Origin of the sequence: Micromonospora mirobrigensis (assembly GCF_900091555.1) — a bacterium.
GTDB lineage: Bacteria > Actinomycetota > Actinomycetes > Mycobacteriales > Micromonosporaceae > Micromonospora > Micromonospora mirobrigensis.
Map to the genome: position 1 here is coordinate 191,437 of NZ_FMCX01000003.1, position 14,153 is coordinate 205,589.

Sequence of the window (14,153 nt, forward strand, 5' to 3'; positions counted from 1 at the left end):
CGGGGCGTCCGTATCGCCCCAACCGGGCCGGATGCGTGTGAGGATGGGGGCATGTCGCACGGCGAGGAACTGTTCGCTCTCGGCGGGGACGTGACCACGGAGCCCAGCTTCGAGTCCGCTCTGCGGGGGTACGAGAAACGACAGGTCGACCGGTACGTCGCTCGTGCGGAGCACGAGATCTCGACGCTGACGGCCGAGCGGGAGCAGGCCTACACCCAGATCCACAAGCTGGCCGGCCAGGTGGAGCACCTACAGCGGGATCTGGCCCAGGTGCGCAAGCAGGTGGGCGTGGTGGACCGGGCCTCGTTCCGGCACCTGGGGCCGCGGGTCGAGCAGATCCTCACCATCGCCGAGGAGCAGGCGGACGCCATCCTGGCCGCCGCCAACCAGGAGATCGAGGCCCGCCGGGCCGCCGCCGAGCACATCATCGAGGAGGCCCGCGGTCAGGCCGCGCAGGCCCTGAAGGACTTCGAGATCGCGCTCGCCGCCCGCCGGGCCGAGGAGGAGCGGCACACCGCCTCCCGCAGGGCGGAGGCCGAGGCCACCCTCGCCAAGGCCCGCGAGGACTCGGCCACGCTGCGCCGCAGCACGTCCGAGGAGACCACCCGCCTGCGCAAGGAGGCCCAGGACGCGCTGGCCAAGGCCCAGCAGGAGGCCACCCAGCTCCGCGACACCGCCAAGGAGATCCACAACCGGGCGCAGCAGGAGGCGACCACGCTGCGCAAGAACGCGCAGGACGCCCTGGCCAAGGCCCAGCAGGAGGCCACCCAGCTCCGCGACGCCGCCAAGGAGGTGCACGCCAAGGCCCAGCAGGAGGCCCGGCGCCTCACCGAGCAGGCGACCGAGGCCGGGCGGGCCACCCACGCGAAGGCGCTCCAGGAGGCCAAGAAGATCACCGACGACGCCGAGGAGGCCGCGAAGGCCACCCGGGGTCGGGCCCGGCAGGAGGCCAACCGGCTCACCACCGAGGCGGGCGAGGCGGCCAAGCGGCACCGTGCCGAGACCGAGTCGTACGTGCAACGGATGCGCGCCGAGACCGAGTCGTACGTGCAGCAGGCCCGAGCCCAGACGCAGCAGGAGCTGGGCGCCTGGCGGGCCGGGGTGGAGAAGGAGGTCAACTCCCGGCGGGAGCAGGCCGACCAGGAGCTGGCCCGGCGCAAGGCCGCCGTGGAGCAGGAGTACGCCAAGCGCCGCGACGAGGCCGAGCAGCAGTACCGGTCCCGCCAGGAGCAGCTGGCGCAGCAGCACGGGGCCCGGCAGGACGAGCTGGAGTCGGCGTACGCGGCCCGCCGCGACGAGATCGAGCAGGGGGCGGCCGGGATCCGGCAGGCCGCCGAGCAGGACGCGGCGACCCTGCGCCGGCGGGCCGAGGAGGAGTCGGCCGAGCTGCTCCGCCGGGCCGAGGAGGCCGCCGCCGAGCAGCGCCGCAAGGCCGACGAGCACGTCGCGGCCGGACGGCGTCAGTACGAGGAGTACGCGGCCACCACCCAGCAGCACCTGGCGACCACCCAGCAGCACCTCGCCGCCACCCAGCAGGAGGTGGCCACCGGCCGCCAGCAGCTCGCCCAGGTGATGCTGGAGATCGCGCAGGCCCAGCAGCAGCTCGCCGACCTGCGGCAGGAGACCTGGAAGTCCCGTCAGGAGTCCGACGACCTCCAGCGGCGGCTGACCGAGCTGAAGCTCCAGGCGGTCGCCGACGGGGCGGACCTCTCCACCCGGGCCGGCGCCGACGGGAAGCGCCCGACCGACGACCGCCCGGCCGGCGCCAAGGGCATGGTTACGGTGCCGGCGGAGGCCGGGGCGAAGGGTGACGGCGCCTCCCCCACCCGGCCGGCGGCGGAGCCGGTCACCACGGTCGACGGCGGCGCGGCGAGCGCCGGGGTCGACGGCGAACCGACGGTCGCGGCGATGCCCGGCGAGGGTGGCCGGGACGCCACCCCCACGAAGATCACCAGCACCGGTGAGAACGGCAAGCGACCCAGCAAGCCGACCACCGACGAGCGCAGCGCCAAGCCGAGCAAGGTGACGGTCGAGTCCGAGTGAGCCCGGCGGGGACGGTCAGCCGGCCCGGTTCTGCGCCGGCCCGGGGACCGGGGTGTCGGCGAACGACGCCACCGTCCGGTCGGCGTACGCGCTGACGTCGCCGGCCTCCATCGGGCCGTCCCAGGTGGTGGGCAGCGGCACCGGCACGGCCGGGTTGACCCGGCGGACCACCTCGTCGAGCGCGGTCTCCGCGTCGCCCACCCAGAGGTGCTTGGCGCCGTCCACCCCGACCACCTCGGCCTGCGGGATCGCCGCGAACCGCTCCCGCGCCTCGGCGGGACGCAGGTAGTCGTCGAACTCGGGCACCAGCGCGGTGAGCGGCTTGCCCGACTCCGCCCAGGTGGCCAGGTCGTCGGGGGCGGAGAAGCGCAGCGGCGGGGAGAGCAGGACCGCGCCCTCGATGGCCGGGTCGCAGCCGTACTTGAGGATCAGGTCGGTGCCGAACGACCAGCCCAGCAGCCAGATCTTCGGCAGCTCCGCGAACTCCGCGTACTCGATGGCGGCGGCGACGTCGAACCGCTCGCCGACCGCGCCGTCGAAGGCCCCCTCGCTGGTGCCGCGCAGGCTGCTGGTGCCCCGGGTGTTGAAACGCAGCACGGCCAGGTCGGCCAGCGCCGGCAGCCGCCAGGCGGCCTTACGCAGCACGTGGCTGTCCATCATCCCGCCGTGGGTCGGCAGCGGATGGAAGCAGACCAGGGTGGCCGCCGGCTCCCGGTCGGCGGGGCGGGCGAGCTCACCGACCAGGCGCAGGCCGTCGGCGGTGTGCAGTTCGATGTCCTCGCGGTGCCCGGGCAGGATCGAGGACGCACGGATCGGGGTGCTCACCGGTCAAGTCTCACCCCTCGGGCCGCCCGCCGCCGGGCGGGGCGGGAACCGAAGTGATCCAGATCGCTCAGCCGTAGCGGGGAGCGCTGCGCCCGCGCTGGACCGCCGGGCCGCGCCGGTCCCGGGCCCGCCAGCACCCGCTGTGCCAGTGCCGCCGGTCGCTGAGGTCACCGGAGCCGTCCGCCGGCCAGGCCACCAGGTGCGCCACCCCGGGCCGGATCTCCTGGTCACACCCCGGGCAGCGGTACGTCTTGACCGACGCCCCGCCGCCGATGCCGCGGACCTGCCACTCGCCGTCGCGCCACTGCTGGACCGAGGCGACGCCCTGGCGGACCCGGTCGGAATCCACGTGGGCCTGCTCGTCACGGCGGGGACGGTTGCGGCGCGGGCTCACGTTCTCCAGCGTACGGGCCGGCACGGCGACCGGCCCGGGACGGGAGGCGTCCGCGGGCCGGTCGGTGACCAAGCGCTCAGTCCCAGGTGTCGGGGCGGGTCGGGTCGGCCACCTCGGCACCGCTCAGCACGGCCGCCGCGTCGCGGTCGTCGAAGCCCCGGGACGGCCAGCCGAAGTCGACCGTCAGGTGGGCCTTGGGGAAGCCGAGCAGTTCCATCCGCTTCATCTGGCCCTGCTCGTAGAGAATGGCCGGCCGGCCGTCGATCGTCGTGTTGCCCTGGGCCGACGCGTCGGCCGCCTCGATCGCGTAGACGTACGAGACGGTCATGTCCGTGCCCACCTTCCGACCGACGATGGTGAACCGCGCGGTGAGCAGCCTCGGATAGCTGTCGGCGTCGACCTGGCAGCGGATCGACGCGCCACCCGGCACGGTCCGAAGGCGGACCGGGGCGGCACAGCGGCGCGCCTCGTCCAGCCGCAGCGCCTGCGCCGCCACGGTGAGCCCGGTGTCCCGGTCGGCCGAGACGGTGGCCCGGGCGTACACCCCGGGTGCCGGTTGCCACTGACGGACCTGGATCGGCAGGCCGTCCACGGTCAGCCGGATGGTCCGGCCGTCGAAGCCCGCGTCGCCGGCGAGTTCGGCGACGTCCCAGGGCACTCCCTGGGGGGTGGATTCGCGCAGCGGCCGCGGCGATCGTGCCAGCTCCACGGTGACGGGCCGCCCGTCGCCGACGTCCAGCCGTACGCTCTCCGTCCCGCCGTCCCCGGACGCCCAGCCCAGGTAGCGGGCCTTGGCGGTGTCGACGCCGAAGTGCAGCAGCTGCGCGTCGGTGCCGAGCGTCTGCGGGGCGTCGGCGGCGCCCGGCGCGGAACGCACCAGCGGTGGAACCGCGCCGGCCGGCGCGGCCGGCCCGGCGGCGGTGAACGGCCGCCCCACGCCGGGCAGGCCCGGTCCGACGGCGACGCCGCCGAGCAGCGCCACCAGGGCGAGACCGCCGCCGATCAGCGCGTGCCGGCGCCGCCGCCGGCGGCGGCCACCGGCCACCGACCGGGCCACCAGCCGGTCGGTGTCCACCGGCCCCTCGGCGTGGTCCCGGAGGGTACGAAGAATGTCCTGATCCAGGTCGGTCACGGCCGGCTCCCGTTGGTCATCGGGGCGCCGACGCGCTCCCGGAGATGGGCGAGCGCCCGCATCGCGTGGGTGCGGACGGTGACCGGGGAGCAGTCCAGGATCTGCGCGATGGTCGCGTCGTCCAGGTCCTCGTAGTAGCGCAGCACCAGCACGGCACGTTGCCGGTCGGGCAGGCCGAGGATCAGCCGCCACATCTCGTCCCGGGTGGCCGCCTCACCGCCGAGGTCGCCCGGTTGCGGGCGTTCGGCGAACGTGTCGGTGGCCTGCTCCCGGTTCGACCGGCGCCGCCACCAGGACGCGTTGGCGTTCACCAGCATCCGGCGCACGTACACGTCGGGCCGGTCCGCCCGGGAGATCTTCCGCCAGTGCAGGTACGCCTTGGCCAGCACGTCCTGGGTCAGGTCCTCGGCCCGGTGCTGGTCGCCGGTCAGCAGCCGGGCCAGCCGGATCAGGGCCGGGCCGCGGCTGCCGACGTACTCCTCGAAGGTCACATCCTCAAGACGCCGTCACCGGCGGCGGGCGTTGACCGCCGTCAGCGCCGGGTGTGGTCGCGGAACCCGCGACCGCTCTTGCGGCCCAGGTAGCCGGCGGTGACCAGGTGCTCCAGCAGCGGCGCCGGAGCGAAGCCGGGCTCGCGCAGCTCCAGGTAGAGCTCGCGCTGGATGGCCAGCGAGACGTCCAGCCCGACCACGTCGAGCAGCTCGAACGGACCCATCGGGTAGCCGCAGCCGAGCTTCATGGCGTGGTCGATGTCGTCGGCGGTGGAGTAGCTCGCCTCCAGCATCTTCACCGCGTCGTTGAGGTAGGGGAAGAGCAGCGCGTTGACGACGAAGCCGGACCGGTCGCCACAGACCACGCCGGTCTTGCCGACGGCGGCGCAGATCGCGCGGGCCGTGGCGGTGGTCTCCGCGGAGGTGCGGATGGTCTGCACCACCTCGACCAGCGGCATCACCGGGGCCGGGTTGAAGAAGTGCAGGCCGATCACGTCGGCCGGCCGCTGGGTGGCCATCGCGACGTCGATCACCGGCAGCGACGAGGTGGTGGTGGCCAGCACGACGCCCGGCTTGCAGATCTCGTCGAGGCTGGCGAAGAGCGCCTTCTTGACGCTCAGCTCCTCGATCACCGCCTCGACCACCAGGTCGACGTCGGCCAGGTGCTCCAGCGTCGCCGACCAGTTGATCCGGCCCAGCGCGGCGTCCCGGTCGGCCTCGGTCAGCTTGCCCCGGACCACGCTCTTGTTCAGCGAGGTCTTCACCGTCTCGAAGACCTTGGCCGACTTCTCCGCGCCGCGGGTCACCGAGACGACCTCGTAGCCGGCCTTGGCGAAGACCTCGATGATGCCGGTGGCCATGGTGCCGGAGCCGACCACGCCGACCTTCGCGATCCCCCGCGCGCCGTCGGCGAGCGCCGGGCCCGTCGCGGCCGGGGTCTGCCCGTCGGGTACGACCACCGGGGAACCCGGCCGCTCGTAGGTGTAGAAGCCGCGGCCGGACTTCCGGCCGAGCAGCCCCGCGGTGACCATCTGCTTGATCAGCGGCACCGGTGCGTGCCGGCGGTCCCGCCCGCCGCGCCGGTACATGGTGTCCAGGATCTCGTACGCGGTGTCCAGGCCGATCAGGTCCATCAGGGCGAGCGGGCCCATCGGCAGGCCGCAGCCGAGCTTCATGGCGGCGTCGATGTCCTCGCGGGTGGCGTACTTCGCCTCGAACATGCTCACGGCGTGGTTGAGGTAGCCGAAGAGCAACGCGTTGGCGATGAAGCCGGCCCGGTCGCTGATGGTGACGTCGACCTTGCCGAGCCGGTCGCAGAGGGCCTCGACGTCGGCCACCACGTCGGCGGAGGTGACCACCGTGCGGACCACCTCGACCAGTTTCATCACCGGCGCCGGGTTGAAGAAGTGGATGCCGATGACCTGGTTGGGTCGGGCGGTGGCCACGGAGATCTCGGTGACGCTCAGCGACGAGGTGTTGGTGGCCAGGATCGCCTCGGGCTTGCAGACCCGGTCCAGCTCGGCGAAGATCCGCTGCTTGAGGTCCAGGTGCTCGGGGACGGCCTCGATCACCAGGTCCACCGAGTGCAGGGCGCCCAGCCCCACCTGGAAGTCGACCCGGGCGTGCAGGGCGTCCCGGTCGGCCTCGGCGAGCTTGCCCTTGGCGACGGCCCGGTCGGTGGAGCCCTTCAGCGTGGCCCGGCCGCGCTCCAGGGCGGCCGCGGAGATCTCCACCGCCACCACGTCGATGCCGTTGCGGGCGAAGACTTCCACGATGCCGGCACCCATGGTGCCCAGCCCCACCACACCCACACTGGTGAACTCGCGCGCCACGACCGGCCTCCCCTGGTTGACTCCGTCGTTGCCGTACTTAACGGCCGTTGAGGTTATGCGCCGGAGTCTGCCACGTGACGCTCCGTTGTCGAGACGCCGTGGGATATTTCACCACCGCCGGCCGCGGCCGCGGGCCGAGCGGCGGGTGGACCGTCAGGACCGGGCCTCCACCTCCCGGGGCATCCCCCAGGTCGACCCGTCGTCCTGGGGACGGCGGTTCGGCGCGATCGGCAACGGCAGGGTCGGCCGGTGGGTCTGCCGCGCGTCGAAGCGGATCCCCACCGGGTCGGTACGCGCCATCCCGGGGTCGGAGAAGCGCAGCTCGCTGCGGCCCATCCGGATGACGTCCCCGTCGCTGAGCCAGGCCGGGGCGTCGATCCTGCGGTCGTTGACCCAGGTGCCGTTGGTCGAGCCGAGGTCGACCAGCGCCACGCCCTCGTCGGTCACCTGAACGGTCGCGTGCTTGCGACTCAGGTGCGGGTCCTGAAGCACGATGTCGGCCGTCGCCATCGCCCGGCCGATCACCTGCTGGACCCGGCTGAGCCGGAAGCTCACCCCGCGCATCGGCCCGTCGGCCACTCTCAAGGTCGGAACGAATTCCGGATGATCCTGCATGGACAGTCAGCTCCCCACCCACCGTCGCCGCGGTCAGCCTGCCACCCCACCGTAGTCGCCAGTACCCCCGCGTGGTCACCCCGTGTACGTCGGGTGGTCGACTTCCGTTCACCGGTCCGGTCAGTTGCGCCGGCAGCGGCGTCACCGGCGGCGGCGCGTACGTCCGTCGATCCGCGACCCCTACCGGCCGGTAAGGAGCGGGTCTAGACTCCAGGCCATGACGGCTGTGCATGTCCCGGGAGCCCCCGCCATCTCCGCCGGCCAACTGGTCTCCACCAGCCCGGCCACCGGCGCCGAGGCCGGCCGGGTGCCGGTCACCGACCCGCCCGACGTCACCGCGGCGGTCGACCGGGCCCGGGCCGCCGGCCAGTGGTGGGCCGGGCTCGGTTTCACCGGGCGCCGCGAACGGCTGCTGCGCTGGCGGTCCCTGCTCGCCCAGCGGATCGAGCAGCTCGCCCAGCTGGTCCACGACGAGGGCGGCAAGCCGGTCGCCGACGCGATCGTCGAGATCACCACCGCGATCGAGCACATCGACTGGGCCGCGCGCAACGCCGGCCGGGTGCTCGGCCCGCGTCGGGTCCGGTCCCGGCTGATCCTCGCCGAGTTCGCAGGCCACCTCGAATACCAGCCGTACGGGGTGATCGGCGTGATCGGCCCGTGGAACTACCCGGTCTTCACCCCGGTCGGCTCCGCCGCGTACGCGCTGGCCGCCGGCAACGCGGTGGTCTTCAAGCCCAGCGAGTACACCCCGACCGTCGGCCAGTGGCTGGTCGACAGCTTCGCCGAGGTGACGCCGGAGCACCCGGTGTTCAGCGCCGTGCACGGGCTCGGCGACGTGGGCGCCGCGCTCTGCCGCTCCGGCGTGGACAAGGTGGCTTTCACCGGCTCCACGGCGACGGCCAGGAAGGTGATGGCCGCCTGCGCCGAGTCGCTGACCCCGGTGCTGATCGAGGCCGGCGGCAAGGACGCGATGATCGTCGACTCCGACGCCGACCTGGACGCCGCCGCGGAGGCGTGCGTCTGGGGCGCGCTGACCAACGCTGGGCAGACCTGCATCGGCATCGAGCGGGTGTACGCGGTGGAGCCGGTCTACGACGCCTTCGTCGCCAAGGTGGTCGAGCGGGCCGGCCGACTGACCGTGGGCGCCGAGGGCGCCGACATCGGCCCGATCACCATGCCGAGCCAGGTCGACGTGATCCGCCGGCACATCGACGACGCGCTGGCCCGGGGTGGCCGGGCCGTCCTCGGCGGGGCGGACGCCGTGCAGCCGCCGTACGTCCACCCGACCGTGCTGGTCGACGTCCCGGAGGACTCGTCGGCGATCCGCGAGGAGACGTTCGGCCCGACGGTGACCGTCACCCGGGTCCGCGACGCCGACGAGGCCGTACACCGGGCCAACGCCCTGTCGTACGGCCTCGGAGGTTCGGTCTTCGGTCGGGCCCGCGCGGTGGCGATCGCCCGGCGGCTGCGTTCGGGCATGGCCTCGGTCAACTCGGCGCTCACCTTCGCCGGCATGTCCACCCTGCCGTTCGGCGGGGTGGGCGACTCCGGCTTCGGCCGCATCCACGGCGAGGACGGCCTGCGCGAGTTCAGCCGGCCCAAGGCGATCACCCGACGGCGGGCCCGGTCACTGCTGCCATCGATGACCTTCGAGCGGACCCCGGCCGACGTGGCCCGCCTGGTCAAGGCCGTCAAACTGATGTACGGCCGGCGCTGAGCCCGCGCCGCTCACGGCCCCGGCCGGTGCGGCGGCTCAGAAGAGCGTCAGCTCGTCGCGCTCGATGCCACGCAGCTTGTCGTAGTCGACGACCACGCAGCGGATGCCCCGGTCGGTGGCGAGCACCCGGGCCTGCGGCTTGATCTCCTGCGCCGCGAACACCCCGCTCACCGGGGCGAGCAGCGGATCGCGGTTCATCAGCTCCAGATAGCGGGTGAGCTGCTCGACGCCGTCGATCTCACCGCGCCGCTTCACCTCCACCGCCACCGCGCCGGAGTTGGCGTCCCGGCAGAGCAGGTCGACCGGGCCGATGGCCGTCATGTACTCCCGCCGGACCAGGGTGAAGCCCTCGCCCAACGTGGTCGGGTTGGCGGCCAGCAGCTCCTGGAGGTGCGCCTCCACGCCGTCCTTGCGCAGCCCCGGGTCGACGCCCAGCTCGTACGAGGTGTCCTGGAAGACCTCCTCCAGGGTGATCCGCAGTTCCTCGCCGGCCTTGTTCACCACCCGCCAGACGCCGGGGGCCTCCTCCAGCCGGCACGGCGGGCTCATCCAGTTCAGCGGCTTGTACGCCCGGTCGTCGGCGTGGATCGACACCGACCCGTCCGCCTTCACCATCAACAGCCGGGTGGCCAGCGGCAGGTGAGCCGAGAGCCGTCCGACATAGTCCACCGAGCACTTCGCAATGACCAACCGCACCCGACGAGGGTAGCCGAGGGGCCGGCCCGCGCCGACGAGCGGCACTGGCGCGCCGGTGCGATGCTGAGATCGTGCTCGAAGTCCTCACCGGCTCCGGCCTGGCCGCATCGGCCGGGCTGAACGCCTACATCCCCCTCCTCCTGATGGGCGTACTCGCCCGCTACACCGATCTGGTCGACCTGCCCAGCGGCTGGCAGTGGCTGGGCAACGGCTGGGTGATCGGCATCCTCGCCGTGCTGCTCGCCGTCGAGGTGGTGGCCGACAAGGTGCCGGTGGTCGACCATTTCAACGACGTGTTGCAGACCGTCGTCCGGCCGACCGCCGGCGGCCTGGCCTTCGGCGCCGGCTCCACCTCGGAGACCGTCACGGTCAGCAACCCGGACACGTTCTTCTCCTCCCACCAGTGGGTGCCGGTGGTCACCGGCGTCCTCATCGCGCTCGGCGTGCACCTGCTCAAGTCGGCGGCCCGGCCGGTCATCAACGCGACCACCGCCGGGTTCGGCGCGCCGGTGGCCAGCACCGCCGAGGACGCGACCAGCGCGGTGATGTCGGTGGTGGCGCTCCTGCTGCCGGTGCTGGTGCTGGTCTTCCTGGTCGGGTTGGTCGGGTTCCTGTTCTGGTTCCTGCGGCGGCGCAAGGACCGGCAGCGGGAGCGGGCGGCTGCTCGGGGGGCTGGGTTCCGGGTCTAGTTCTGTTCTTGCCGGTCGGCGGGTCGGGGGCTCGGGGGCGAGCGTCCCCGGCTCCGGGCGGTCAGGCTTGATCCCTGCGCCGGGGACGCTCGCCCCCGAGCCCGTCGTGGTCGGGCTGGTGTCCGTCGCTTCGGCGTTCGGCCGTGGAGATGCTGCTGGCCGGCACCCGTCAAGGGTGCCGGCCAGCGTTCGTTCATGGGTCAGTTGTTCCAGTGCTGGGCGACGAGGTCGGCGGCCTGCTGCTCCCACTGGGCGTAGGCGTCGGGGTAGGCCGAGACCTGGACGGTCTGGGCGGCGTCGGTCAGGGGCATGTCCTGCCAGCCGTCGACCTGCTTCAGACCCTTCAGGAACGCCGTCGTCGAGTAGGCCGGGTCGGTGATCTGCTCCGGGCTGCCCCAACCACTGGACGGGCGCTGCTGGAACAGGCCCAGCGAATCGTGGTCGTTCTTGTCGCCCAGGTGACCCAGGTTCTCCAGCTTCGACTCCTGCAGGCTCGTCGCGATCGAGATCACCGCGGCCCGCTCCGGCAGACCGGCCTTCTTCGTGGCGGCGATGATCGCCTTGGCGTTGGCGGTCTGCTCGTCGTTCAGGTCGATGTGCGACTGGGTGCCCTGCACACCGTGCGGGATCAGCGCCTTCGCGTCCACGCCCGGCTTGTCGGCCTGCACCGCGGCGACCGGGGAGGCGTGCACCGGCTCAGCAGCGTGAGCGGCAGCCGGACCGGCGAACACACCACCGGTGAAAGCAAGACCAGCAATACCCAGCACACTCTTGGTCAGCATCTTGTTCATGACGAAGCTCCTTGGGGTTGGCGCGCCACCCGAGGGGGATCAGGCGACGCGCAAGCACCGTCAGGCGCTCAAAAAGATCCAGGGAAAAGTCTCTGGGGGGCGGTCGCGGACCCTGAGGGCTCATCGCGACCAGCACCGGTTCCTGCCAGCCACCCGAACCCGTAGGGCTCGTCGTGGCGGCGGACCATGTGTAACGACCTCGGACCCGGGATCATTCCGGGGCCCGGCCCGATCCGTCGGGGCATCGGCGCTGGCAGCCGGGGGTGCTGCTGCGGTCGTCCAGAGGGTGTAGCGGCCCGGGGCCGGCCGCCATTCCACCGCGCGGTCCGGAAGAAACGGACATCCGGCTCCTAACCGCCCAGGTGGCGAGCGGAGGGAAGACTTCGCTGCTCGATCCTGCGAGGAAGTGGCCCATGGATGCCGGAAGTCCGGGGCGGCACTCCTGGGGGTGAGCGGATCGGAATCCACAGGGACAAACCTCACCAATTACCTAGCATCGGGACAAGAGTCGAGAGGGAGGTCGCCGTGACCGCAGCGATGGAGATGCCCCGGGTGCAGGAGTGCGTGGCGACCTCCTGTGCCTACAACCAGACGAACGCCTGCCACGCGTTCGCGATCACGATCGGCAGCAGCAGCCACGCGCACTGCCACACCTTCATCGAGATGCCGGTCCGCGGTGGGATCGAGACCCTGATCGCCCAGGTCGGGGCCTGCCAGCGATCGGACTGCCGGCACAACTCCGAATTGGAGTGCCACGCCCCGTCGATCCGGGTCGGCCCGGACAACGACGGCGCGGACTGCATGACCTACACCGCCCGCTGACCGGCCCGACCCCGGCCACCGGGGACAGCAACCACCGGAGACAGGAGCGAACCGGGGACGGCGCCGGGGCCGAGGCTCAGGGCAGGTCGTTGGCCTCGCGGATGACGGTGACGAGCTCGTCGATGATGCCGGTGAGGGCGAAGTCGCGGGGGGTGAAGACGCGGGCCACCCCGGCGGCGCGGAGGGTGTCCGCGTCCGGGTTGGGGATGATGCCGCCGACCACCACGGGCAGGTCGGGGCGACCGGCGGCGCGCAGCCCGTCCAGCACCGCGGGCACGGCGGCCAGGTGCGAGCCGGAGAGTACGGAGAGGCCGACCAGGTCGACGTCCTCCTCCATGGCGGCGGCCACGATCTGCCCGGCGGTCAGCCGGATGCCCTGGTAGACCACCTCGAAGCCGGCGTCGCGGGCGCGTACCGCGATCTGCTCGGCGCCGTTGGAGTGTCCGTCCAGGCCGGGTTTGCCGACCAGCAGCCGCAACCGACCGCTGCCCAGCTCGCGGGCGGTGGCGGCGACCCGCTCGCGGACCCCGGCGAGCCCCGCGTCGCCGCTGGCACCGGCCGCGCCGGTCAGCCCGGTGGGCGCCCGGTACTCGCCGAAGACCTGGCGCAGCGCGCCCGCCCACTCGCCGGTGGTCACTCCGGCCCGCACGCACTCGAGCGTCGCGTCCATCAGGTTCGCGGTGGTCGCGGCCTCCTTGCGCAGCCGGGTCAGCGCCGCGTCGACCGCCGCGTCGTCCCGGCCGGCCCGCCATTCGCGTACGGAGTTGGCGGCGGCTTCCTCGACCGCCGGGTCGACCTGTTCGATCGCCTCGGCGCCGGCCGCGGTCAGCGGCGACGGCTCGGTCTCGGTGAACCGGTTGACCCCGACCACCACGTCGGTGCCGACCTCCATCCGACGGCGTCGTTCCGCCAGCGAGGCGACCAGGGCGCTCTTCAGGTAGCCGGTCTCCACGGCGGCCACCACGCCGCCCATCTCCAGCACCTTCGCAAGCTCGGTACGTGCACCGGTGACGATCCCGTCGACCAGGGCGGTCATCACGTGCGAGCCCTCGAAGAGGTCGGGGTATTCGAGCAGGTCCGACTCGTACGCCAGCACCTGCTGCATCCGCAGCGACCACTGCTGGTCCCAGGGGCGGGGCAGGCCGAGCGCCTCGTTCCAGGCGGGCAGCTGCACGGCGCGGGCCCGGGCGTCCCGGGAGAACGTCACGCCCAGCATCTCCAGCACGATCCGCTGGATGTTGTTCTCCGGCTGGGCCTCGGTCAGGCCGAGCGAGTTGACCTGCACGCCGTAGCGGAAGCGGCGCTGCTTCGGGTTCGTCACGCCGTAGCGCTCGCGGGTGATCTCGTCCCAGAGCGTCCCGAAGGCGCGCATCTTGGCGATCTCCTCGACGAAGCGCACCCCGGCGTTGACGAAGAAGGAGATCCGCTGCACCACGTCGCCCATCCGCTCGGCGGGCACCTGGCCGCAGTCGCGTACCGCGTCGAGCACGGCGACGGCGGTGGCCAGCGCGAAGCCGACCTCCTGCACCGGCGTCGCGCCGGCCTCCTGGAGGTGGTACGAGCAGATGTTCACCGGGTTCCACCGGGGCATCTCGCGCAGCGTGTACGCGATGACGTCGGCGGTCAGCCGCAGCGACGCGGCCGGCGGGAAGATGTACGTCCCCCGGGACAGGTACTCCTTGATGATGTCGTTCTGGGTGGTGCCGGCGCAGCGGCTCAGCTCGGCGCCCTGCTCGACGGCGACCGTGCCGTAGAGGCCGAGCAGCCACATCGCCGGCGCGTTGATCGTCATGGACGTGTTCATCTCGGCGATCGGGATGCCCTCGAAGAGGGCCCGCATGTCGCCCAGGTGCGCCACCGGCACCCCGACCCGGCCGACCTCGCCGGTGGCGAGCTCGTGGTCCGGGTCGTACCCGGTCTGGGTGGGCAGATCGAAGGCGACCGACAGGCCGGTCTGGCCCTTGGCCAGGTTGCGCCGGAAGAGCGCGTTGGTGGCCGCGGCGGAGGAGTGCCCGGCGTACGTGCGCATCACCCAGGGGCGGTCGCGCTCCGGCAGCCGGCCCGGGAGTGCCTTCTCGTCCATGGCCGGAGTCTAAGTTACCGTTC

The 14,153-nt window shown here is 72.7% G+C and carries 13 protein-coding genes; 4 read left to right on the top strand and 9 right to left on the bottom strand.

Annotation, left to right across the window (positions count from 1 at the left end; genetic code table 11):
• Positions 1 to 51 precede the first annotated feature (51 nt).
• A complete protein-coding gene (locus GA0070564_RS12055; RefSeq protein WP_091607754.1) occupies positions 52 to 2,043 on the top strand; it encodes a hypothetical protein in 1,992 nt (663 codons plus the stop codon).
• Between the two features lie 15 nt (positions 2,044 to 2,058).
• On the opposite strand, the gene GA0070564_RS12060 is transcribed toward GA0070564_RS12055, so the two are convergent.
• From GA0070564_RS12060 to GA0070564_RS12085, 6 genes are all read right to left on the bottom strand, one after another.
• Complete coding sequence (locus GA0070564_RS12060) at positions 2,059 to 2,868, bottom strand: alpha/beta hydrolase (protein WP_091607758.1); 810 nt, start codon at positions 2,866 to 2,868, stop codon at positions 2,059 to 2,061.
• A 67-nt stretch (positions 2,869 to 2,935) separates the two neighbouring features.
• Positions 2,936 to 3,262 carry a hypothetical protein gene (locus GA0070564_RS12065; protein WP_091609096.1) on the bottom strand — a complete coding sequence of 109 codons (327 nt, stop codon included), beginning with the start codon at positions 3,260 to 3,262 and terminating at the stop codon, positions 2,936 to 2,938.
• A 76-nt stretch (positions 3,263 to 3,338) separates the two neighbouring features.
• A complete protein-coding gene (locus GA0070564_RS12070; RefSeq protein WP_091607761.1) occupies positions 3,339 to 4,394 on the bottom strand; it encodes a hypothetical protein in 1,056 nt (351 codons plus the stop codon).
• A complete protein-coding gene (locus tag GA0070564_RS12075) occupies positions 4,391 to 4,885 on the bottom strand; it encodes a SigE family RNA polymerase sigma factor (protein ID WP_091607765.1) in 495 nt (164 codons plus the stop codon). The genes GA0070564_RS12070 and GA0070564_RS12075 overlap by 4 nt, the downstream gene beginning before the upstream one ends.
• 41 nt (positions 4,886 to 4,926) lie before the next feature.
• Positions 4,927 to 6,717, bottom strand: a complete 1,791-nt coding sequence (locus GA0070564_RS12080) for a 3-hydroxyacyl-CoA dehydrogenase family protein (protein ID WP_091607767.1) — start codon at positions 6,715 to 6,717, stop codon at positions 4,927 to 4,929.
• Between the two features lie 153 nt (positions 6,718 to 6,870).
• Positions 6,871 to 7,296, bottom strand: a complete 426-nt coding sequence (locus GA0070564_RS12085; protein WP_245669976.1) for an FHA domain-containing protein — start codon at positions 7,294 to 7,296, stop codon at positions 6,871 to 6,873.
• Positions 7,297 to 7,549: 253 nt separating this feature from the next.
• Here GA0070564_RS12085 and GA0070564_RS12090 point away from each other — a divergent pair, with 253 nt between their 5' ends.
• Complete coding sequence (locus GA0070564_RS12090; protein ID WP_091607773.1) at positions 7,550 to 9,049, top strand: aldehyde dehydrogenase family protein; 1,500 nt, start codon at positions 7,550 to 7,552, stop codon at positions 9,047 to 9,049.
• A 36-nt stretch (positions 9,050 to 9,085) separates the two neighbouring features.
• Here GA0070564_RS12090 and nucS read toward each other — a convergent pair whose 3' ends face one another.
• Positions 9,086 to 9,745: an endonuclease NucS gene (nucS, locus tag GA0070564_RS12095; RefSeq protein ID WP_091609098.1), complete on the bottom strand. Its 660-nt coding sequence runs from the start codon at positions 9,743 to 9,745 to the stop codon at positions 9,086 to 9,088.
• Positions 9,746 to 9,816: 71 nt separating this feature from the next.
• On the opposite strand from nucS, the gene GA0070564_RS12100 reads away from it, so the two are divergent.
• Positions 9,817 to 10,434 carry a DUF4126 domain-containing protein gene (locus GA0070564_RS12100; protein WP_091607775.1) on the top strand — a complete coding sequence of 206 codons (618 nt, stop codon included), beginning with the start codon at positions 9,817 to 9,819 and terminating at the stop codon, positions 10,432 to 10,434.
• Between the two features lie 200 nt (positions 10,435 to 10,634).
• On the opposite strand, the gene GA0070564_RS12105 is transcribed toward GA0070564_RS12100, so the two are convergent.
• On the bottom strand, positions 10,635 to 11,225 hold the full coding sequence (locus GA0070564_RS12105; RefSeq protein ID WP_091607777.1) for a hypothetical protein: 591 nt from the start codon (positions 11,223 to 11,225) through the stop codon (positions 10,635 to 10,637).
• A 525-nt stretch (positions 11,226 to 11,750) separates the two neighbouring features.
• On the opposite strand from GA0070564_RS12105, the gene GA0070564_RS12110 reads away from it, so the two are divergent.
• The gene (locus GA0070564_RS12110) at positions 11,751 to 12,047 is read left to right on the top strand and encodes a DUF1540 domain-containing protein (protein ID WP_091607780.1); all 297 of its coding nucleotides are present in this window, start codon (positions 11,751 to 11,753) and stop codon (positions 12,045 to 12,047) included.
• Between the two features lie 76 nt (positions 12,048 to 12,123).
• Here GA0070564_RS12110 and GA0070564_RS12115 read toward each other — a convergent pair whose 3' ends face one another.
• Entirely contained in the window at positions 12,124 to 14,130 is a 2,007-nt protein-coding gene (locus tag GA0070564_RS12115) for a protein meaA (RefSeq protein WP_091607784.1), read from the bottom strand.
• Between the last annotated feature and the right edge of the window lie 23 nt (positions 14,131 to 14,153).

Excerpts from the sequence above, each read along its gene's own strand:
- GA0070564_RS12055 (WP_091607754.1), top strand. The coding sequence starts at position 52 with ATGTCGCACGGCGAGGAACTGTTCGCTCTCGGCGGGGACGTGACCACG.
- GA0070564_RS12090 (WP_091607773.1), top strand. The coding sequence starts at position 7,550 with ATGACGGCTGTGCATGTCCCGGGAGCCCCCGCCATCTCCGCCGGCCAA.
- GA0070564_RS12105 (WP_091607777.1), bottom strand. The coding sequence starts at position 11,225 with ATGAACAAGATGCTGACCAAGAGTGTGCTGGGTATTGCTGGTCTTGCT.
- GA0070564_RS12115 (WP_091607784.1), bottom strand. The coding sequence starts at position 14,130 with ATGGACGAGAAGGCACTCCCGGGCCGGCTGCCGGAGCGCGACCGCCCC.